A 20,927-nucleotide genomic window follows, 5' to 3' on the forward strand; every position below is an offset into this window, starting at 1 on the left:
ATGCTGTCACAATTAAAACAATTACTCGCTCAAACAACGTTAGATATTACAGAATTGCAGCAACAACAACTGGTAAAGTTGGTTGAGTTGCTGCATAAATGGAATAAAGCTTATAACTTAACGTCGGTGCGTGACCCGCAACAAATGCTCAGCCGTCACATCATGGATAGCTTAGTAGTATTACCGCACTTACAAGGTCAGCGGTTTATTGATGTTGGCACGGGGCCTGGTCTTCCGGGTTTGCCATTGGCGATTACCGCGCCTGATAAAGAGTTTGTCTTGCTCGATAGTTTGGGTAAACGTATTCGATTTATTCGTCAGGTATGTCACGAATTAGATCTTAAGAATGTAACGGCTGTGCAAAGTCGTGTAGAAGACTATCAACCTGACCTAAAATTTGATGGTGTGATAAGTAGAGCGTTTGCCTCGCTTGATGATATGCTGAGTTGGTGTGAACACTTGCCAAACGAACATGGTAAGTTTTATGCCTTAAAAGGCGTCTACCCAGCGGCCGAATTAGAGCAATTACCGCCGCAATTTAATGTTGAAGATATTATTCGATTACAGGTTCCCGACGCCGAAGGCGAACGCCATTTGGTTATAATAACAACGAGAGGTTAGTCCTGTGGGCAGAATTATTGCGATTGCCAACCAAAAAGGCGGCGTGGGCAAAACCACCACGGCGGTGAATTTAGCTGCATCCATGGCGGCAACACGTCGAAAAGTTTTACTCATTGATCTCGATCCGCAAGGCAACGCAACCATGGGGAGCGGTGTTGATAAATATGACGTTGAAAATACCGCCTACGAACTTTTGGTTGAGCAGAAGCCAGCGCAAGATGTCATTATTCGAGAAACCAACGGGAAATATCACTTAATTGCTGCCAATGGTGATACCACCGCTGCCGATATCAAATTAATGGAAGAGTTCGCTCGTGAACAACGCTTAGCAACAGCACTTAAGCCGGTTGTTGACCAATACGATTTTATTTTTATCGATTGCCCACCTTCACTGAGCATGCTAACAGTGAACGCAATGGCGGCAGCTGATTCGGTTCTGGTGCCTATGCAGTGTGAGTACTTTGCACTCGAGGGGCTTACCGCTTTAATGGATACGATTGAGCGTCTTTCTGAGGCCGTAAACCCGCGCTTAACAATCGAGGGAATTCTGCGTACTATGTATGATCCGCGCAACAGACTTGCCAACGATGTATCTGAGCAGTTAAAAAATCACTTTGGCGAAAAAGTCTATCGCACGGTCATTCCACGAAACGTACGTTTAGCAGAAGCCCCAAGTTTTGGCTCGCCTGCAATGTATTACGATAAATCATCGGCGGGTGCAAAAGCTTATTTGGCGCTTGCTGGTGAATTGATACGCCGTGCTGAACAACAAAAAAAGGCCGAAGCAGCGGCTGAAGCTTAAGGAAAAAACGCTTTATGTCTGCAAAAAAACGAGGACTTGGACGCGGTCTCGACGCGTTATTAACCACCAGCAAAACCGCTCGCGATAAAGAGCAACATGACGGTGCACCGGAAGTTGATTACAGCAAAGGTGAATTACAAAAGTTACCTATTGAGTGGTTGCAACCAGGTAAATACCAACCTCGCAAAGACATGACACCTGAGGCGTTAGAAGATCTTGCTGCCTCAATTAAAGCCCAAGGTATTATTCAACCCATTGTGGTGCGTGAAGTTGCTCACGAAAAGTATGAAATTATAGCCGGTGAGCGACGTTGGCGCGCAGCTCAGATGGCACGTTTACAAGAAGTACCTTGCTTAATTAAAGCAGTGCCAGATGAAGCGGCCGTTGCCATTGCATTAATAGAGAATATCCAGCGTGAAGATCTTAATGCGATGGAAGAAGCGACCGCGTTGCAACGCTTATTAACTGAATTCCAATTAACCCATCAAGAAGTAGCAGATGCGGTTGGTAAATCGCGTGCAACTGTCACGAACTTGCTGCGCTTAAATAACTTACAGCAAGAAACGAAAACCTTGTTAGAACGCGGTGATATTGAATTAGGTCACGCCAAATTATTGCTCGCATTAGAGGGCGAACCACAGGCAGAAATTGCGCGTTTGATTGCCGCCAAAGGTATGACGGTTCGAGAAGCTGAAAAAGTTGTCCGTCAAGCCTTAGAGCCGGCAAAGGAAAAGCCAGCAAAAGCACAGCCTGACGCAGATATTCAACGCTTAGAACAACGTCTCAGCGAACGGCTTGGTGCCAATGTTGCGATCAATCATGGACGCAAAGGAAAAGGTAAAGTTGTCATTAATTACAGCAGCTTAGATGAACTAGATGGCATACTCACCCACTTTCAGGTAGAACACGATAGTTAACCATCCCAATTTGTTTGCAATTCAACGCCAAATCTTTATACTATCGCGGGCTTTTAACCGAGGTTTTTAGCCCGTGATACAGACTCTGACAGCAACCGGAAAACAGCTCGCAGCGAAGTTAATTCGCGCCCAAGTCGGCACTATATTTTTGCTGGCCTGTGTGTTTTCCCTCGTACAACCGATTGCTGGATATACATATTTTTGGGGTGTTGTTGGCGGCGGATTAGCCGTGATTATTCCAACAGCACTGTTTGCGTGGCGCGCTTTTTCACAAGGCGGCGCCCGTGCGGCGAAACAAATCGTCAGTAACTTTTTTGCTGGCGAAGCTTTGAAAATTAGCTTCGCTGTGGTCTTGCTCATAGGCCTGCTGGTGTTTACCACGCTCCCGTTTAGTGCGGTTTTGAGCGGTTACATCGCGGCGCTTATAGTGCAATGGCTAGCACCAATTTTATTTTTAAAATCAACTTAAAATTGTGGGAAACAACATGGCTGCAGAAGAGTTAACGCTCCAGAGTCATATCCAGCACCACTTAACTAACGCCAAAATGTGCTCAACCGATGCCGGAATTGAGTTCAACAAAGCGTGTAGTGATGCAGGGTTCTGGACATGGCACATTGACACACTCGCTTGGTCGATCGGACTTGGCATCCTGTTCTTAATGATCTTCCGCTCAGCGGCGAAAAAAGCACATACCGGCGTACCGGGTAAAATGCAGTGCTTTATCGAAATGATCATTGAACTTGTCGCCACCAACGTGCGCGACACCTTCCATGGTAAGAGCAAACTCATTGCTCCACTCGCTTTAACCATTTTCGTCTGGGTTTTCTTAATGAACCTGATGGATTTGATCCCTGTTGATTTCTTACCTGCATTTGCAGGCTGGGTTGGCGCGACATTCTTCGGTATGGACTCACATGATGTCTACATGAAGATTGTACCAACCACTGACTTGAACATGACAGCAGGCTTGGCTATCGGCGTATTCTTGCTGATGATTGGCTACTCAATCCGCATTAAAGGCGTGATGGGCTTCATCAAAGAGTTGACCTTGCATCCATTTAGCGCAAGCAACCCAGTTGTTCAAGCTCTGCTAATTCCATTTAACTTATTGCTTGAGCTTATTGCATTGGTTGCGAAGCCGTTTTCATTGGCGTTGCGTCTATTTGGTAACTTGTATGCCGGTGAGATGATCTTCATCTTGATTGGTGCCATTGGTCTATTCCAATTGCCACTGCACTTTGTATGGGCGGTATTCCACATTCTGGTTATCGTGCTGCAGGCGTTCGTATTCATGATGCTGACCATTGTTTACTTAAGCATGGCCAGCTCAGAAAGCCATTAATTTTTGTTTTTATTTAGTTTTACTTTTTAACATTAACCTTTGAAATATTGGAGAAAACAATGGAACTAGCATTAGGTCTTAAATACATCGCTGTAGCTTTATTGATCGGTTTCGGTGCTATCGGTACTGGTCTTGGCTTCGGTAACATGGGTGGTAAATTCTTGGAAGCGTGTGCACGTCAGCCAGAATTAGCGCCATCTTTGCAAGTTAAAATGTTCATCCTAGCTGGTCTTATCGACGCCGTTGCTATGATCGGTGTTGGTATCGCCATGTTCTTATTGTTCGCTGCTTAATAAGCCATTCAACTTTCGAACGATAGAACTTATAGGAGGGGGGGTTAATGAATATAAACATGACCCTGATCGGAGAATTAATCGCGTTCATCGTCTTCGTACTGTTTTGTATGAAGTTCGTATGGCCTCCGCTAAATAATGCGATTGAAGCTCGTCAGAAGAAAATTGCTGATGGTCTTGCAGCCGGCGAACGTGCCGAAAAAGACTTAGAGCTTGCTCAGGCAAAAATTGCTGACGAACTGAAAGAAGCGAAAGCGCAAGCTGCTGAAATCATTGCTCAAGCGAAGAAACGCGCTGAGCAAACGGTTGAAGAAGGCAAGCAACGTGGTGAGACTGAGCGCGAAGCAATTATCGCCGCTGGTCACGCTGAAGTTGAAGCTGAACGCAATCGCTTACGCGAAGAATTGCGCAAGCAAGTAGCTGTATTAGCTGTTGCTGGTGCAAGCAAAATCATCGAGCGTGAAATTGATAAAGACGCTCACAGTGACATCGTTGAAAAACTGGTCGCTGAACTCTAACCAAAGGGGTTTGTGCAAATGTCAGAATTGACTACGGTTGCTCGCCCCTATGCAAAAGCAGCTTTTGATTTTGCAGTAGAGAACGGCGCTATCGAAAAATGGCACGAAATGTTGGCCTTTGCTGCTGCGGTAGCAAATGATGCCACCATGGCTATGTTTTTGAGCAGCGCCGAAACGCTAGAAAAGAAAGTTGAAGTTTTCATCAACGTATGTGGTGAGCACCTGGACGATAAAGCCCAGAATTTTGTTCGCGTTATGGCTGAAAATGGCCGTTTGAAAGCTTTATCTGCTGTGGTTGCGTTGTTCGCTGAACTGCGCGCCGACTACGAAAAAGAAATCGCTGTAGACGTAACTTCAGCGGTGAAATTGACGAAGAAACAGCAGGACAATCTAGCGAAAACGTTAGAAAAACGTTTTTCACGCAAAGTTAAGCTGAATTGCACTGTCGATGCAGCAATTGTCAGTGGCTTATACATTAAAGCCGGTGACACGGTAATCGACGGCACGGTGCGCGGCAAGTTAGATCGACTTGCACACGCACTGCAATCCTAATTGGGGACTTGAGCATGCAACTGAATTCAAATGAAATCGCAGAGCTGATCAAAAAACGAATTGAACAGTTCGAAGTGGTCAGTGAAGCTCGTAACGAAGGTACCATCGTATCTGTAACCGACGGTATTATTCGCATTCACGGCCTTGCAGACTGTATGCAAGGTGAGATGGTTGAGCTTCCTGGCAATCGTTACGCTATCGCATTGAACCTTGAGCGCGACACCGTTGGTGCCGTTGTTATGGGTCCATATGCCGATTTGCAAGAAGGCGTTAAAGTTAAATCTACTGGCCGTATCTTAGAAGTACCGGTTGGTCGTGCCTTATTAGGCCGTGTGGTAAACACCTTAGGTGAGCCAATTGACGGTAAAGGTCCGATTGAAGCAGACGGCTTCGAGCCAGTTGAAAAAATCGCACCAGGTGTAATCGAGCGTCAATCGGTTGATCAACCAGTACAAACTGGTTACAAATCTATCGATGCGATGATTCCAGTCGGTCGTGGTCAGCGTGAGTTGATCATCGGTGACCGTCAAACCGGTAAAACGGCTTTGGCTATCGATGCCATCATCAACCAGAAAAACTCAGGCATTAAGTGTGTCTACGTTGCTATCGGTCAGAAAGCCTCGACCATCGCGAACGTGGTACGCAAGCTTGAAGAACACGGCGCATTGGAAAACACCATTGTTGTTGCAGCATCTGCTTCTGAATCAGCAGCGTTGCAATACTTGGCAGCCTACTCAGGTTGTACCATGGGTGAATACTTCCGTGACCGCGGTGAAGACGCATTGATCGTATACGATGACTTGTCGAAGCAAGCTGTTGCTTATCGTCAAATCTCATTGTTGCTGCGTCGTCCGCCAGGTCGTGAAGCATACCCAGGTGACGTTTTCTATCTTCACTCACGTCTACTTGAGCGTGCAGCGCGTGTAAACGCTGACTACGTTGAAAAGTACACCAACGGTGAAGTGAAAGGTAAAACGGGTTCATTAACAGCGCTACCGATTATCGAAACCCAAGCGGGTGACGTATCAGCGTTCGTACCAACCAACGTGATTTCAATCACCGACGGTCAGATCTTCTTAGAAACTGACTTGTTCAACGCCGGTATCCGTCCAGCTGTTAACGCTGGTATCTCGGTATCGCGTGTAGGTGGTGCAGCACAGACCAAGATCATTAAGAAACTTGGTGGTGGTATCCGTTTGGCATTAGCACAGTATCGTGAATTGGCAGCGTTCGCGCAGTTCGCTTCAGACTTAGACGAAGCAACGCGTTCACAGCTTGAGCACGGTCAGCGTGTTACTGAACTGATGAAGCAAAACCAATATAAGCCAATGAGCGTGGCTGAAATGGCAGTGTCTATTTTCTCTGCAGAAAAGGGTTACCTGAAAGATGTAGAGAAAGACAAAATCCTCGACTTCGAAGGTGCGTTAATTTCGTACATGCGTAGCGAGCACGCTGAACTGATGGCTGATATTGATAAAACTGGCAACTATAACGACGACATCGAAGCGAAGCTGCACGAAGGTTTGAAAGCCTTCAAGAAAACGCAGTCTTGGTAAGCGGAGCGTGGCTACACAATGTGTGGCCACAAGTCGTTGAGTTAACAGGAGAATATCATGGCCGGCGGTAAAGAGATAAAAACCAAGATCGGGAGTATTAATAATACTCAGAAGATCACCAGTGCAATGGAGATGGTTGCTGCGTCTAAAATGAAAAAGGCGCAGGAACGTATGGCTTCAAGCCGTCCGTATGCGGACAGCATTCGCAAGGTGATCGGCCATGTTGCCCATGCCAACTTAGAATATAAGCATCCGTACTTAGAAGAGCGCGATGTGAAACGAGTTGGTTACATTGTGATTTCAACTGACCGCGGTTTGTGCGGCGGCTTAAACACCAACGAATTTAAAGCGGTGGTTAAGCATGCAAAAGCATATAAAGACAGCGGCGTGGATGTTGATTTCGCAGCCATAGGTAACAAGGCTACGGGTTTCTTTAAACGCTTTGGAGGCCGTTTACTGGCGCAAAAATCAGGTCTTGGTGATAAGCCAAGCGTGAATGATGTGCTCGGGACTGTACAGGTAATGTTAGATGCCTTTGATGAAGGCAAAATCGATCGCCTGTTTGTGGTGTACAACAAGTTTGTGAACACCATGAAGCAAGAACCAACGATAGCGCAATTGCTACCGTTGCCAAAAGCTGAGTCTCGTGACGAAGTTCAATCAGGTAGCTGGGACTACTTGTATGAGCCGAATCCACAGCCAATTTTAGAATTACTGATTCGTCGTTATGTTGAAGCGACAGTGTATCAGGGCGTAGTGGACAACATCGCTAGTGAACAGGCAGCGCGGATGGTGGCAATGAAAGCCGCTACCGACAACGCCGAAGACCTCATCGATCAACTGCAATTGGTGTACAACAAAGCACGCCAAGCAGCGATCACGCAGGAAATTTCGGAAATTGTATCGGGCGCCGAAGCGGTTTAAGGCGAAGCTTGCAAGAATTTTAGAGTTAGAGGAAATGTCATGAGTCAAGGTAAGGTCGTGCAAATTATTGGCGCGGTTGTGGATATCGAATTTCCACAAACAGACGTGCCAAAGGTATACGACGCGCTGCAGGTGACCGACGGTGACCTCAAGGGTCTGACCCTGGAAGTTCAGCAGCAGTTAGGCGGTGGTATCGTGCGTGGTATCGCACTTGGTACTACTGACGGTCTGCGTCGTGGAATTACCGTTCAAAACACCGGCGAGCCAATCATGGTACCAGTGGGTAAACAAACCCTCGGTCGTATCATGAACGTATTGGGCGAGCCAATTGATGAAGCGGGTGAAATCGGTGAAGACGAGCGTATGTCAATTCACCGTGCTGCACCGTCGTACGAAGAACAGTCAAGTGCAACTGAGCTGTTAGAGACCGGTATCAAGGTAATCGACTTGATTTGTCCGTTCGCTAAGGGTGGTAAAGTTGGTCTGTTCGGTGGTGCCGGTGTAGGTAAAACCGTAAACATGATGGAGCTTATCCGTAACATCGCTATCGAGCACAGCGGCTACTCAGTATTCGCAGGTGTTGGTGAGCGTACGCGTGAGGGTAATGACTTCTATCACGAAATGAAAGATTCAAACGTACTCGACAAAGTAGCATTGGTCTACGGTCAGATGAACGAGCCTCCAGGTAACCGTTTGCGCGTTGCGTTAACCGGCTTGACCATGGCAGAGAAGTTCCGTGACGAAGGTCGTGACGTTCTGTTCTTCGTTGATAACATCTACCGTTATACCCTAGCCGGTACTGAAGTATCAGCATTGTTAGGTCGTATGCCTTCTGCGGTAGGTTACCAGCCAACTCTTGCAGAAGAGATGGGTGTACTTCAAGAACGTATTACTTCAACCAAAACTGGTTCAATCACGTCAATCCAGGCCGTTTACGTACCTGCGGATGACTTGACCGACCCGTCACCAGCAACCACGTTCGCTCACTTAGATGCGACTGTTGTATTGTCACGTGACATCGCGTCATTGGGTATCTACCCTGCGGTTGACCCGTTGGATTCAACGTCACGTCAGTTGGACCCATTGGTAATCGGTAAAGAACACTACGACGTAGCGCGTGGCGTTCAGTCAGTATTACAGCGTTACAAAGAGCTGAAAGATATCATCGCAATCTTGGGTATGGACGAATTGTCTGAAGAAGACAAGATGACCGTAGCTCGTGCGCGTAAAATTCAGCGTTTCCTGTCACAGCCGTTCTTCGTTGCTGAAGTTTTCACCGGCTCACCAGGTAAATATGTATCGTTGAAAGATACCATCGCTGGCTTTAAAGGCATCTTAAACGGTGACTACGACGACCTTCCAGAACAAGCGTTCTATATGGTTGGTAGCATCGAAGAAGCGGTCGAAAAAGCCAAGAAAATGTAATAAACCGGGAGGTTTAAATGGCAGCTAAAACTGTACAGCTTGATGTGGTCAGCGCCGAAGAACGTTTGTTCTCTGGTGCCGTTGAGACCCTGCAAGTGACCGGTAGCGAAGGTGAGCTGGGTATTCACCCAGGTCACGCCCCGCTTTTAACCACAATCAAGCCAGGTATGGTGCGAGTGGTTAAAGAAGGTGGCGAAGAAGAAATCATCTACGTTGCTGGTGGTGTGCTTGAAGTGCAGCCGCATAACGTCTCGGTCCTTGCTGATACGGCCATTCGTGGTGAAGAGCTTGATGAACAAAAAGCTCTAGAAGCTATGAAACATGCTGAAGAAGCAATTGCAGATCAAAGTTCTGATTTAAGCTACGCAGAAGCGGCGGCAGAACTGGCTCGAGCGATGGCTCAGTTGCAGGTTATTCGCAAACTACGCAAATAATCAGCACGCCAAGCTTTAAGAAAATGAAAAGACCCGTAAATCTCGGTTTGCGGGTCTTTTTTTCGCCTGTTAATTTGTTGTAAACGGCTTTAAAATAGCCCATCACTTTTATTCGAATACAGAAATGGAAGGATTCATGTCTCTGAGTGTTGTTGTACTTGCTGCGGGTAAAGGCACTCGCATGCGTTCGGCGCTACCGAAGGTATTGCATCCAGTTGCCCATAAACCGATGGTTCAACATGTGATTGATACAGCGCGTTCGCTAGAACCAGACCACGTGCATGTCATTTATGGCCACGGTGGCGATGTATTAATGGAAAAACTTGCCGGACAAACGCTTAATTTTGTCGAGCAAGCCGAGCAGCTTGGTACTGGCCATGCTGTGCAGCAAGTTGTGCCGCACATTCAAGATAATCAAAGGGTTTTGATTTTATACGGTGATGTGCCGTTAACTCGTACAGAAACGTTGCAAGCCTTGTTAGCTGCAGCTGCGAATACTGATTTAGCATTACTCACCGTGACTTTGCCTGATCCGACCGGTTATGGCCGTATTGTGCGTGATGCGGATCATGCGGTTGTCGGCATTGTTGAGCAAAAAGATGCCAGCGCCGAGCAGTTAAACATTACCGAAGTAAACACCGGCATGATGGCGGTGAGTGGGGTGGCATTGAAACGCTGGTTAGGCAAATTGTCGAATAACAATGCTCAAGGTGAATATTATCTGACGGATATTGTTGCCATGGCCGCCGCGGAAGGCGTGAACATCGCAACGGCGCAGCCACAGGCGATTAGCGAAGTGGAAGGTGCGAACAATCGGGTGCAATTGGCAGGGCTAGAGCGCGCGTACCAAGCGCGTCAAGCCGAGCAATTGATGTTAGACGGCGCCACGTTAATGGATCCAGCTCGTGTTGATGTGCGCGGTGAGGTGATCATTGCCAACGACGTTGTGGTTGACGTGAATGTTATTTTTGAAGGCCGAGTGGAACTTGGCGAAGGCGTCGTTATCGAAAGCAACTGTGTACTGCGCAATTGTAAAATTGGGTCTGGCTCACGCGTGAAAGCAAACAGCGTCATAGAAGATGCCGTGTTAGCTGAAAATTGCGCCGTTGGTCCATTTGTTCGCTTACGCCCAGGCGCTGACTTAGCTGAAGGCGTGCAAGTTGGTAACTTTGTTGAAATTAAGAAAACGCGCATGGGTAAAGGCTCAAAAGCGAGCCACCTCACCTACCTTGGTGATGCACAAATTGGTGCTGACGTGAACATAGGCGCGGGCACTATCACCTGTAACTACGACGGTGTAAATAAATTTGTGACCGAGATTGATGATGGCGCATTTATCGGATCAAATAGCTCGTTGGTTGCTCCGGTTCGTGTTGGTAAAAACGCAACGGTAGGAGCCGGTTCAACGGTGACCAAGAGTGTGGAAGACGAAGAACTAGCGGTTGCGCGCGGTAAACAACGGAATATTAGTGGCTGGCAACGTCCAGTGAAAAAAGGATAAGCGATATGTGTGGAATTGTTGGCGCAACTTCTGAGCGCCGTATTAGCGAAATTCTCATTGAAGGTTTAAAACGTCTTGAATACCGCGGTTACGATTCTGCGGGTTTGGCTGTATTAAACGAACAAGGCGTAATCGAGAGCGTTCGTCGAACTGGTAAAGTTCAAGCGCTTAAAGATGCCGTTGGTGAGCACCCACTATCGGGTACAACTGGTATCGCACATACCCGTTGGGCAACCCATGGCGGCGTTACTGAAGCAAACGCTCACCCACATATTTCAGAAGACTGCATTGCCGTGGTGCACAACGGTATTATCGAAAATCACGATAAACTACGTGAGCAGTTAAAAGGCTTAGGTTATACCTTTGCGTCAGATACCGACACCGAGGTGATTTGTCACTTAGTGCATCATGAGCGTAAAACTCACGACGACTTGTTTGAAGCCGTTCAAGCAGCAGTGCGCCAATTAGAAGGTGCTTATGGCACGGTGGTTATGGATTGCCGCGAACCAGGCCGCTTGATTGTGGCTCGCTCTGGCAGTCCGTTGGTGATCGGTTTAGGTATTGGCGAGAATTTCGTCGCCTCTGACCAACTTGCATTGTTACCAGTCACGCGTAAGTTCATGTACCTCGAAGAAGGCGACATGGCTGACATTAACCGCACCGAAGTGAAAGTTTATGACGCCAACGGCGAACGTGTTGAACGCGAAATTCACGAATCAGACGGTAACTATGACGCTGGTGGTAAAGGCGAATATCGCCACTTCATGCTCAAAGAAATTCATGAGCAACCAAGCGCCGTGCGTAACGCCTTAGAGGGCCGTATTGTGGATGGTCATGTGGCAGACGATGTGTTCGGTAACGGTTCGTTAGAGCTGTTAAAAGACATCGAGCACGTCCAAATTGTGGCGTGTGGTACGTCGTATCATGCGGGCATGGTTGCGCGCTATTGGCTCGAATCGATGGCGGGCGTGTCATGTAACGTCGAAATTGCCTCAGAGTTCCGTTATCGCCAATCGCACGTGCATCCCAATAGCTTGTTGGTCACTATTTCACAGTCTGGTGAAACGGCGGACACTTTAGCGGCACTGCGTTTAAGCAAAGAATTGGGCTATAAAGGCAGCCTCACCATTTGTAACGTCAGCACCTCGTCGATGGTGCGTGAATCCGACTTAGCTTATATGACGCGTGCCGGAACCGAAATAGGTGTGGCATCAACCAAAGCATTCACCACCCAGTTAGTCGGTTTGTTGATGTTAACCTTGGCCATAGGTCAGTTCCGCGGTATGCCAGCTTCACAACAAGAGGCTGTGTTGAAATCGCTGAAGACGTTGCCAGCGAAGCTCGAAGAAGCGTTATTGCTGAGTGATGCCATTGAAGCCTTGGCGCCTGAGTTTGCGGACAAGTTCCATAGCTTGTTCTTAGGCCGTGGCACGCAATACCCAATTGCGATGGAAGGTGCGTTAAAGCTCAAAGAAATTTCTTATATTCACGCTGAAGCTTATGCCGCCGGTGAATTGAAGCACGGCCCGCTGGCACTCATTGACGCAGATATGCCAGTGATTGTGGTGGCACCAAACGATGAATTGCTTGAGAAACTTAAATCAAATGTTGAAGAAGTGCGTGCTCGTGGCGGCATCATGTATGTGTTTGCCGACAAAGACGCCCACTTCAAGGGTGATGACAGCATGCGCGTCATCAACGTCACGCACTGTGACGAACTGATTGCACCGATTGTTTATACCATTCCGCTTCAGTTGCTCTCCTACTTCGTTGCCATCATCAAAGGCACCGACGTGGATCAGCCGCGCAACTTGGCGAAATCGGTTACGGTGGAATAAATTTGTTCGATTGGAAAAGGCCCGCAAGGGCCTTTTTTGTTGGTGCCATACTCTACTTTGCACAGCAATAGCATCTTGCCTTGCATCGCTGATAAATATGTCTTACTTTCAATTACATATTTTAAACAATGCTCCTGTTGTCACTTATAGCAAAACGAGCGTGCACACTATACAAAGGTTATAAACCACAGGGAGAGTTCAATTGAATATTAATGTGACGTTGCTCGGCGAGTTCATCGCATTATTCGCCTTCATAATGGGTGTATTGTGTTATTACCTTGGTCGTCGCAAAACACAGACTCCAGTTTTAGCCGGTTTGCTCGGTGTAGTACTTTCAATTATTCCACCGTTTGCCCTAGTTTATCTGGTGGTACTGGTATTTAAAAAAGATTTAGGTTCAACATCGGCGGCAGTGAGTGGGTAAATTTGGATGTTGGGTTTAATCGTGATAGGCGAATCGATGTCGTATCGTCCGTTGCCATGAGCGGAATGACAACCGTTGTTTTTAAGTCACTCAATAAGTTAGTTTGAACATCCAACAATTATGGATACTTGTGGCGTGTAAGCGGATTCGGGTTATGGTAAGCACAAAATTGCCTCATCAAAACTTCCTAACGCTGTCGCTAAATGTTCTTCCTCAAGCTTACGTAAACCCGCTCGAATAACTTCACTTACTGAAGCATATCGACCACTTTCAATAAGTTGATCGAAAAACTGGTCGAAGTGAGCGCCTAAGCTGATACTCGTATTTTTCGCCACAACACCCCCTAAATACCAATAAATATTAAAATTTGGTACTAAAAGGGGTTTAGTCGAAAATGTTATTAAAGCAATACCTTGGCTGATAGTCAGCAGCCCAGATACATAGTATTCTGACCTTCAAAGCCTTAATACTTAAAGTTTATTCATGTTAAAAAAATTACTCAACGTTGTACTGGCTACCGGGGTTGTTGCGGTAGCTTTTGCCATTTTCTGTTTGCCAAGTATTGGCCTCACCTATTTGGGCGCGTGGCTTATTAGCTTTGTGGTTGATATTAATTTCGATAGTTGGATTACCCACACGGTTATTCTGGTTCTATCAGCGGTTTGGTCGCTGATTACGTTAAACACCGATACCGGTGATGACATGCTAAAAACACTCACGATGAAGCGTTAACGGAATACTTATGGGCCATCACCATCACGATCACAGCAAAGATATGGCATCGGAGCGCTTGGGTTGGGCATTCCTGCTCAACTTTTGCTTCACCATTATTGAGTTTATTGGTGGTGTGCTGACCAACAGTACGGCGATTTTGGCCGATGCGGTGCATGACTTGGGTGATAGTCTATCGCTGGGCATGGCGTGGATACTCAACAAGTTAGGCCGTAAGCGCGCGAATAGTCAGTTTACTTACGGGTATCGTCGTTTGAGTTTAGCGGGTGCCTTTATTAACGCTGTCGTGCTGATCGTTGGCTCAACTTGGGTGTTACTGGAAGCAATTCCACGGCTGTGGGATCCGCAAATGCCCATGGCTAATGGCATGATTGCTTTAGCGGTTCTCGGCATTGCGGTAAATGGTTTCGCTGCGTTTAAATTATCGAAGGGTAAAAGTTTAAACGAGCGCATCATCAATTGGCATTTAATAGAAGACGTGTTGGGTTGGGTTGCGGTGCTGATTGTCGGCATTGTGTTACTGTTTGTGGATTGGCCGATTCTCGATCCACTGTTGTCGATTGCGTTCACGGTGTTCATATTATTTAACGTGATTCGCAACTTACATGAAACTGCCCGCTTATTTTTCCAAGCGGCACCGGACAATGGCACGGTGGAAGCAGTCACAGCAACCCTGAAGCAATTACCGAATGTGGTAGACGTGCATCACCTGCATTTTTGGTCACTTGACGGTGAGCATCACGTGCTAACAGCCCATTTGGTGCTTGATGAGGATATCGAAAGTGAGCAACGCCGCTATTTGAAGGAAGCGATAGACAAAGCATTGCTACCGTATCAGTTAAGTCATACCACGATTGAACTCGAACTGCCCGGCGAAGTTTGTCGTGATGAGAGCGCTCACCACGACCACCATCATGATCACTAACCTAGCCTTTAAAACCCAAATATTAGTGGGAAAATAAATACGACACTTGCGGCCCAGATCGCGTACACCGGAATCAACCGAGTTTGCCATTGTTCAAGTAAAGCAAATGACCATTGGCCGCGAATAAACTGCCAGTACAACCATGCGTAACCGCTTAAACTAACCAATAATATGAAGTTTTCGCCGAGTGCTGCGGTGCGGTTGGCAGTAAATCCCATGTCGGCGATGCGGCTAGCAATGGCTGCTAATGCCAACAAATCAACCAATAACGCCGCTACAATCAATAGCCATTGCAGGCGGTCGAAAAGACTCGGTGCTTTACCAGATTCGCGCGACGACACGGCATATAAAACCAAGCCCAGCACAACAATCAGCAAGGCATCAAGGCCAATAAGAAGTTCACGTTCGACGTCAAACGTACGTCCACTCACCAGCATAATCACTAAGAATGTCAGTAGCAACAACGTGAATAGTGGCGTGAAAATACGTGCCAATACTGGTGCCATATTCTCGACAGCCCCTTGTTTTGCTTCGACCAACCAGCCAACAATAATCACGGCGCCCATAACACCTGAGGGAATCAACCATTGCTGTGCGAACCACTCAATGTTCATGCCGATAAACGAGAACATACCAATGGTTAATGCAGTTAGAACCGCGCCACCAAGTGCCAGTAATACAAAATAAATCGCGTATTCACCCGAGTAGCGAATAAAGTCCATGCGTCGCCCATCGGTTTGCCACCAGTTGCCGGTGTAGAGAATACCAACTAAAAACCAGAGGAATAGTGGCAGGTGGAGCAGACTTAACGACTGCGTGGCTGATGGATCTTGCCAGGGCATTAGGTTAATCACCGTGCCAATTCCTAGAGAAGCACCGATTAACCAGTACCAACCCCGTTGCCCAAGTTGATGCTTCACCACGTAGTAAGCGCCGAGCATAGGCAAGCAAAACAACATAAAGTTACGCGCAAACACCCATTCGTGGGTTTCGGGCGTGAATCCAAACAGTTTGGGCAGGTGAAATAGCACGGCCGCGCAGCATGCCAGCAGCAACGCCAGATAAAAGTCGGTGTTCCATGACGGTTTATCGCCGCCCCAAACAATATTGCGCCACAGACGCCCTGCATGTACTTCGGCATACTCTTTGGAGACAGCTTCGAGATTACCGATTCGTTTCGTGGCGACGAGAAACGCTTCATCGACGTGCAATCCACGCGCTAATAGCGCGTCAATTTGGTCGCGCAAATGGCTTTCGAGTTCGTCAGCATCTTCTTCAAGAATCGCGGCACGCCGAAGTACAAATTCGCGCCACTGTGCAATGTTTTGCTCGAGTTCAAAGGGTTGATTAGACGAATTGGACATCATGGTCATCGCTCCGTGTCATATCGCGCCAAATTTGGTTGAGCGCCTTGTTAATTACTTGCCATTGCTGGCGTTGCTCGTTCAAGGTCGCCATGCCCTCGTCGGTGATAGCGTAGTACTTGCGCTTTCTATTGGAGTCACCAACAAGCCAGCGTGAGGTTAAATAGCCTTGCTTTTCGAGCCGATGAAGTAACGGGTACAACATGCCGTCAGTCCATTGCAGCGCGCCACCCGAGAGCTCTTCAACGCGTTTGACGATTTCGTATCCATAAGTCTCCCCTTCAGCAATAACACCTAAAACGATTGGTGTAGAGGAGGCTGCCATCAGATCTTTTGAGAGGTTCATAAAATTTATCCGCTTATACATAGAGCTGCTAGGTATAAATCTTATACCTAGAACTGTTAGGTATGCAAGTTTATTTATTTCTAACACCTGCTACGCTTACTAAGAACCTGTTAAAACAAGAAAAAGGAGATCATCATGGGCATTTTATGGTTCTTATTGGTCGGTATCATTGCTGGATGGTTAGCCGGTACTTTAGTGAAAGGCGGCGGTTTTGGCCTAATCGGCAATATGGTTATCGGCGTGATTGGTGCGATGATAGGTGGCTTTTTGTTTAACTTTTTAGGGGTATCGAGCGGTAACGGTATTATCTGGAGTATCGTTGTTGCAACTATCGGTGCAGTGGTTCTGCTCTTTATTGTCAGGGCTTTTAAGAAAGCCTAGCTACATGAAATAGCCGCGCAACGGCAATCGCTGTGCGGCTTTTCTGATTATTTTTTCTCTAATTTATCCTGAGTTTTTAATTTAAAGTCACTGGCATCATGACGTTCATGCAGCTGTTTATTTAAATCTCCCCAAGTTTTATTAACGATGCGACCGCGTTGCACAGCTGGGCGTTTGGCAATTAATTCCGCCCACCGCAGTACATTTTTGTACTTATGAGCTTCAATGAACTCGGCAGCGTCATAGACTTGATTGGTCACTAGCGCACCGTACCACGGCCAAATTGCCATATCAGCAATGGTGTATTCGTCACCGGCAATGTACTTATTGTTGGCGAGTTGGCGGTCTAATACATCCAGTTGGCGTTTAACTTCCATGGTGTAGCGGTTAATCGGATACTCGTACTTTTCGGGTGCGTAAGCATAAAAATGACCGAATCCACCACCCAACAGCGGGGCACTCCCCATTTGCCAAAATAACCAATTTAATGTTTCGGTTCGTTTAGCCGGATCCTGGGGTATGAACGCATTAAATTTTTCAGCCAAATACAGCAAAATAGAACCCGATTCGAATACGCGCGTCGGTGGCTGGGTGCTCACATCGAGCAACGCAGGAATTTTTGAATTCGGATTGACCGCAACAAAACCGCTGCCGAATTGGTCCCCTTCAAGAATTTGTATCAAATGCGCATCGTATTCAGCGTCGGTGATACCCAGTTCGAGTAGTTCTTCTAACATCACCGTTACTTTCACGCCATTGGGTGTGGCTAACGAATAAAGTTGTAATGGATGTTTACCTACAGGCAACTCTTTATCATGCGTTGCGCCAGCAATTGGGCGATTAATTGAGGCAAACTTACCGCCACTTTCTTGATCCCACTGCCAAACTTTTGGCGGTGTATAAGTATTCGACATGCGCTGCTCCTTGATTCAAAATTTTTCTACAATGAGTGTAACGCATACCAGCAGGGTTTGGATTATTCGACTTTGGCATAAGGCATAGCAAAACGGCGCCATTAGGCGCCGTTTTATGTATCACAGATTACGTTTATTCTTGCACTTCAATATCATTTTCTACTGATTTCACACCTTCCACGCCCTGCGCCAGTTGCGCGGCAAGTTCCGCCTCTTCAGATGTCGCGACGACCCCACTGAGCACCACGTGGCCGTTGATGGTTTCGACGTTTATGTTGCCGGCACTCACTTGGTCGGCTTCAAATAACGCCGTTTTTACACGCGCCGTAATGGCACTGTCACTTAAAAAGTCCCCAGTGCGCTCAGCAGTTTCGCGGGTATAATCGGCTGCGTCACTCGCCGCCTGTTGGGTAGCTTCAGTGGCTTGCTCTAATGACGATTGTGCTTTTTCACGAGTATCGTTTTCCTCTTGTTGCGAACAAGCGGACAATACCAACGCTGCCAAAGATGCCAAAATCAATGCCTGCAAAGTTTTCATAATGAACCTCCTGTTTTGAAGTTACATCTAAACATAGTAAAGCAAGAAAAAAATTCGAGGTGGTTTACAAACCTTTTGCGATTTACACTGGAAGCATCTGCTACATTTTGCGCGAACAGGGACAAACACTATGCGTACATTAGGAAATATTCTGTGGTTCATCTTAGGCGGCGCCATTATGGGGCTCGGCTGGTGGTTAGCAGGCTTAATTGCATTTATTACCATTGTTGGCATTCCTTGGGGACGCTCTTGTTTTGTGATTGGCATGTTTTCGTTCTTTCCGTTTGGACAAGAAGCGATTGATCGCGAAGAGTTAACGCAACGAGGTGATCTGGGTACCGGCAGCCTTGGCTGTTTGGGTAACGTATTATGGTTCATTTTCCTCGGTTGGTGGCTCGCGCTGGGGCACCTCGTTTCAGCGATCGCCCTATTTATCACCATCATCGGCATTCCATTCGGTATTCAGCACTTAAAACTGGCTGGCGTCGCATTATCACCAGTAGGTAAAACCATTGTCAGCAAAGAAGTTGCTGCTGCCGCGCGTATGCATAATGCCAACAGCGCCGTCTCAAAAATGCGAGAGAAATAATATGAAATGGATGATTTATGGTGCCAATGGTTACACCGGCACATTGATGGCAAAACATGCCAAATCACTCGGGCTAACCCCGGTCCTTGCGGGACGCAATGGCGAGGCCATTCATCGTCTTGCCGGTGAGCTCGAGTTGCCGTCGGTGGTTGTTGATTTAACCGATAATCAAGCACTGCAACAGGCCTTGGCAGAAATTGATGTGGTAGTGCATTGTGCGGGCCCATTTGAAATAACCGCAGCACCAATGATTGAAGCTTGCCTCGCCACCAAAACGCATTACACCGATATCACCGGCGAGTTAAGTGTATTTGAGTATGCGCACGCGCAACATCAACGTGCGGTGGATGCAGGTGTGGTGTTATGTCCGGGCGTGGGTTTTGACGTTATTCCTACCGATTGCGTGGCGGCAAAACTCAAACAAAAGCTAGCGGATGCGACATCTCTGACATTAGGTTTCGATTCTGCATCGCGGATGAGCCGCGGCACGGCAAAAACCAGTGTTCGCCGTTTAGGTGACGGCGGTGCGGTTCGCCAAGATGGCAAAATCATCAGTGTGCCATTGGCTTATCACACGCGCCATATTGATTTTGGCAATGGTGAGAAGTTCGCCATGACGATTCCTTGGGGCGATGTTTCGACCGCCTACTACACCAGCGGTATTCCAAACATTGAGGTTTATATTCCGGCTTCACCAAAGCTTGTCAAAAAACTAAAACGTTTGAATTGGTTCCGTTGGCTGCTGCGTTTTGAATGGATGAAAAATTTTCTTGCGAAGAAAATTGATCAGCAACCACCAGGGCCAAGCGAGAAGCAACTTGAACAAGCGATTACCTATGTATGGGGTGAGGCGCGAAATGATAAAGGTGAAGTCGAGACATTACGTATAAAAGTCATGAACGGTTATAAACTGACGAGTCACGGCGGCGTAGACGTGGCGCAATTTATATTGAACCATCAACCTCAAGGTGGTTATTACACACCGTCTTTATTGTGCGGTTCTGAGTTGGTGGAGAAGTATTATGTGGATGCGTAAAGGGAGTATTCTGGCGTTACTTGTGATGATGCCTTTGGCTTACGGACAAGATGTGGCAGAAGCCGAAAAAGAACTCGATATTAATGCCGAAGAGTTCAAGAAAATTGACCTGATTGGCCGCTTTTGGGAGCTTGGTGAAGATCAGAAGCGCGGTATATTTGAACTTCGTACATTTCAACCAAATTTCATTCTCCCAGTTCACCACAGTTCCGATATCAACACTCAACCGAGCTCGCCTTCGCGCGGTGCTGGAACGCCATTAGAAAGTCACAAACCGAACGAGGTGAAGCTGCAGTTGTCACTGCGTACCAAGTTGCTTGAAGATGTATTATTAGACGGTGACTTGTGGGTCGCCTACTCGCAAACATCACTATGGCAAGCGTGGAACTCAGAAGATTCCTCACCGTTTCGCAGTACCAATTACAGGCCTGAAGTATTTTACATATTACCTTGGCAGGATAACTGGGATTTCCTGCCAGGTGATGCTCGAGTGCGTTTTGCAAAAGCCGGTTTAGCTCATGAATCAAACGGTCAACGGGAACCCGATTCGCGCAGCTGGAACTATATTTATTTCGGCGGTGCTGCTGAGTGGGGGCCGGTGATTTGGGAAACCACTTGGAAGCAACGGATTAATGAAACTGGCGAAGACGATGATAATCCAGATTTGGTGCGCTACCGAGGTAACTTTGAAAATCGTTTCTCATGGCGCAGTTCACTGAGTACTTATAGTTTGACGCGAACGACCCGAGAGCTTTCGTGGGACAAAGGGTCATGGCAACTTGATTTCACCCATCCAGTGAATTCGAGCAAGCCTGATGGGCTTCGCTTCTATATTCAGTTCTTTTCTGGCTACGGTGAAACATTACTTGACTATAATCATCGTCAGAACCGAATTGGCTTTGGATTCTTGCTATTGAACATCTAAAATCATTATTCAAGGCAAATACAGGTTCA

The 20,927-nt window shown here is 47.1% G+C and carries 27 protein-coding genes; 21 read left to right on the top strand and 6 right to left on the bottom strand.

Going from position 1 to position 20,927, the window contains the following annotated elements:
- From rsmG to LG272_RS02245, 15 genes are all read left to right on the top strand, one after another.
- Window positions 1-621: a 16S rRNA (guanine(527)-N(7))-methyltransferase RsmG gene (gene rsmG / locus LG272_RS02175; protein WP_126759857.1), complete on the top strand. Its 621-nt coding sequence runs from the start codon at window positions 1-3 to the stop codon at window positions 619-621.
- Between the two features lie 4 nt (window positions 622-625).
- Window positions 626-1,423: a ParA family protein gene (locus LG272_RS02180; protein WP_126759858.1), complete on the top strand. Its 798-nt coding sequence runs from the start codon at window positions 626-628 to the stop codon at window positions 1,421-1,423.
- 14 nt (window positions 1,424-1,437) lie between these two features.
- Complete coding sequence (locus tag LG272_RS02185) at window positions 1,438-2,340, top strand: ParB/RepB/Spo0J family partition protein (RefSeq protein WP_404409345.1); 903 nt, start codon at window positions 1,438-1,440, stop codon at window positions 2,338-2,340.
- A gap of 73 nt (window positions 2,341-2,413) precedes the next feature.
- Window positions 2,414-2,809, top strand: coding sequence for an ATP synthase subunit I (locus tag LG272_RS02190; RefSeq protein ID WP_404409347.1), 396 nt, complete (start codon window positions 2,414-2,416; stop codon window positions 2,807-2,809).
- 16 nt (window positions 2,810-2,825) lie between these two features.
- Entirely contained in the window at window positions 2,826-3,683 is an 858-nt protein-coding gene (gene atpB, locus LG272_RS02195) for a F0F1 ATP synthase subunit A (RefSeq protein WP_126759861.1), read from the top strand.
- Between the two features lie 59 nt (window positions 3,684-3,742).
- The gene (atpE, locus tag LG272_RS02200; protein ID WP_055439916.1) at window positions 3,743-3,976 is read left to right on the top strand and encodes a F0F1 ATP synthase subunit C; all 234 of its coding nucleotides are present in this window, start codon (window positions 3,743-3,745) and stop codon (window positions 3,974-3,976) included.
- 47 nt (window positions 3,977-4,023) lie between these two features.
- Entirely contained in the window at window positions 4,024-4,494 is a 471-nt protein-coding gene (gene atpF / locus LG272_RS02205) for a F0F1 ATP synthase subunit B (protein WP_092858139.1), read from the top strand.
- Window positions 4,495-4,512: 18 nt separating this feature from the next.
- Complete coding sequence (atpH, locus tag LG272_RS02210) at window positions 4,513-5,046, top strand: F0F1 ATP synthase subunit delta (protein WP_404409350.1); 534 nt, start codon at window positions 4,513-4,515, stop codon at window positions 5,044-5,046.
- Window positions 5,047-5,060: 14 nt separating this feature from the next.
- Window positions 5,061-6,602: a F0F1 ATP synthase subunit alpha gene (gene atpA, locus LG272_RS02215; RefSeq protein WP_126759863.1), complete on the top strand. Its 1,542-nt coding sequence runs from the start codon at window positions 5,061-5,063 to the stop codon at window positions 6,600-6,602.
- Window positions 6,603-6,659: 57 nt separating this feature from the next.
- Entirely contained in the window at window positions 6,660-7,526 is an 867-nt protein-coding gene (gene atpG, locus LG272_RS02220; protein ID WP_126759864.1) for a F0F1 ATP synthase subunit gamma, read from the top strand.
- A 39-nt stretch (window positions 7,527-7,565) separates the two neighbouring features.
- A complete protein-coding gene (atpD, locus tag LG272_RS02225; RefSeq protein ID WP_404409352.1) occupies window positions 7,566-8,951 on the top strand; it encodes a F0F1 ATP synthase subunit beta in 1,386 nt (461 codons plus the stop codon).
- A 17-nt stretch (window positions 8,952-8,968) separates the two neighbouring features.
- Entirely contained in the window at window positions 8,969-9,385 is a 417-nt protein-coding gene (locus tag LG272_RS02230; RefSeq protein WP_126759866.1) for a F0F1 ATP synthase subunit epsilon, read from the top strand.
- 136 nt (window positions 9,386-9,521) lie between these two features.
- On the top strand, window positions 9,522-10,886 hold the full coding sequence (gene glmU / locus LG272_RS02235) for a bifunctional UDP-N-acetylglucosamine diphosphorylase/glucosamine-1-phosphate N-acetyltransferase GlmU (protein WP_404409354.1): 1,365 nt from the start codon (window positions 9,522-9,524) through the stop codon (window positions 10,884-10,886).
- 5 nt (window positions 10,887-10,891) lie between these two features.
- Window positions 10,892-12,724, top strand: a complete 1,833-nt coding sequence (glmS, locus tag LG272_RS02240; protein WP_404409356.1) for a glutamine--fructose-6-phosphate transaminase (isomerizing) — start codon at window positions 10,892-10,894, stop codon at window positions 12,722-12,724.
- A 202-nt stretch (window positions 12,725-12,926) separates the two neighbouring features.
- Window positions 12,927-13,148 (top strand): hypothetical protein, encoded by a 222-nt coding sequence (locus tag LG272_RS02245; RefSeq protein WP_126759869.1) that lies wholly within the window; start codon window positions 12,927-12,929, stop codon window positions 13,146-13,148.
- On the opposite strand, the gene LG272_RS02250 is transcribed toward LG272_RS02245, so the two are convergent.
- Window positions 13,105-13,266 (bottom strand): CcdB family protein, encoded by a 162-nt coding sequence (locus LG272_RS02250; RefSeq protein ID WP_404409358.1) that lies wholly within the window; start codon window positions 13,264-13,266, stop codon window positions 13,105-13,107. The genes LG272_RS02245 and LG272_RS02250 overlap by 44 nt on opposite strands.
- Before the next feature lie 34 nt (window positions 13,267-13,300).
- A complete protein-coding gene (locus tag LG272_RS02255; protein ID WP_404409360.1) occupies window positions 13,301-13,483 on the bottom strand; it encodes a type II toxin-antitoxin system ParD family antitoxin in 183 nt (60 codons plus the stop codon).
- Window positions 13,484-13,631: 148 nt separating this feature from the next.
- Between LG272_RS02255 and LG272_RS02260 the strand changes: the two genes are divergently transcribed.
- Both LG272_RS02260 and LG272_RS02265 read left to right on the top strand, forming a co-directional pair.
- Window positions 13,632-13,880 carry a hypothetical protein gene (locus LG272_RS02260; RefSeq protein ID WP_126759870.1) on the top strand — a complete coding sequence of 83 codons (249 nt, stop codon included), beginning with the start codon at window positions 13,632-13,634 and terminating at the stop codon, window positions 13,878-13,880.
- 10 nt (window positions 13,881-13,890) lie between these two features.
- Window positions 13,891-14,805, top strand: a complete 915-nt coding sequence (locus LG272_RS02265) for a cation diffusion facilitator family transporter (RefSeq protein ID WP_404409362.1) — start codon at window positions 13,891-13,893, stop codon at window positions 14,803-14,805.
- An 8-nt stretch (window positions 14,806-14,813) separates the two neighbouring features.
- Here LG272_RS02265 and LG272_RS02270 read toward each other — a convergent pair whose 3' ends face one another.
- On the bottom strand, window positions 14,814-16,172 hold the full coding sequence (locus LG272_RS02270) for a permease prefix domain 1-containing protein (protein WP_404409364.1): 1,359 nt from the start codon (window positions 16,170-16,172) through the stop codon (window positions 14,814-14,816).
- Complete coding sequence (locus tag LG272_RS02275) at window positions 16,153-16,515, bottom strand: PadR family transcriptional regulator (RefSeq protein WP_126759872.1); 363 nt, start codon at window positions 16,513-16,515, stop codon at window positions 16,153-16,155. The genes LG272_RS02270 and LG272_RS02275 overlap by 20 nt, the downstream gene beginning before the upstream one ends.
- Window positions 16,516-16,650: 135 nt before the next feature.
- Between LG272_RS02275 and LG272_RS02280 the strand changes: the two genes are divergently transcribed.
- Window positions 16,651-16,896 (top strand): GlsB/YeaQ/YmgE family stress response membrane protein, encoded by a 246-nt coding sequence (locus tag LG272_RS02280; RefSeq protein WP_404409367.1) that lies wholly within the window; start codon window positions 16,651-16,653, stop codon window positions 16,894-16,896.
- A 47-nt stretch (window positions 16,897-16,943) separates the two neighbouring features.
- Here the strand turns inward: LG272_RS02280 and yghU are convergent, their stop codons facing one another.
- Together yghU and LG272_RS02290 are read right to left on the bottom strand one after the other, a co-directional pair.
- Complete coding sequence (gene yghU, locus LG272_RS02285) at window positions 16,944-17,810, bottom strand: glutathione-dependent disulfide-bond oxidoreductase (RefSeq protein WP_404409369.1); 867 nt, start codon at window positions 17,808-17,810, stop codon at window positions 16,944-16,946.
- A gap of 133 nt (window positions 17,811-17,943) precedes the next feature.
- Window positions 17,944-18,348, bottom strand: coding sequence for a BON domain-containing protein (locus LG272_RS02290; protein ID WP_404409371.1), 405 nt, complete (start codon window positions 18,346-18,348; stop codon window positions 17,944-17,946).
- Between the two features lie 130 nt (window positions 18,349-18,478).
- Here LG272_RS02290 and LG272_RS02295 point away from each other — a divergent pair, with 130 nt between their 5' ends.
- From LG272_RS02295 to LG272_RS02305, 3 genes are read left to right on the top strand one after another with little or no spacing between them, the layout of a single operon-like run.
- Window positions 18,479-18,937: a YccF domain-containing protein gene (locus LG272_RS02295; RefSeq protein WP_126759875.1), complete on the top strand. Its 459-nt coding sequence runs from the start codon at window positions 18,479-18,481 to the stop codon at window positions 18,935-18,937.
- 1 nt (window position 18,938) lies between these two features.
- Window positions 18,939-19,973: a saccharopine dehydrogenase family protein gene (locus LG272_RS02300; protein ID WP_404409373.1), complete on the top strand. Its 1,035-nt coding sequence runs from the start codon at window positions 18,939-18,941 to the stop codon at window positions 19,971-19,973.
- Entirely contained in the window at window positions 19,960-20,898 is a 939-nt protein-coding gene (locus LG272_RS02305) for a phospholipase A (RefSeq protein ID WP_126759877.1), read from the top strand. Before LG272_RS02300 ends, LG272_RS02305 begins: the two co-directional genes overlap by 14 nt.
- Window positions 20,899-20,927: the final 29 nt, after the last annotated feature.

The organism is Pseudidiomarina marina, from assembly GCF_044807045.1.
In the GTDB taxonomy this organism is placed as follows: domain Bacteria; phylum Pseudomonadota; class Gammaproteobacteria; order Enterobacterales; family Alteromonadaceae; genus Pseudidiomarina; species Pseudidiomarina marina.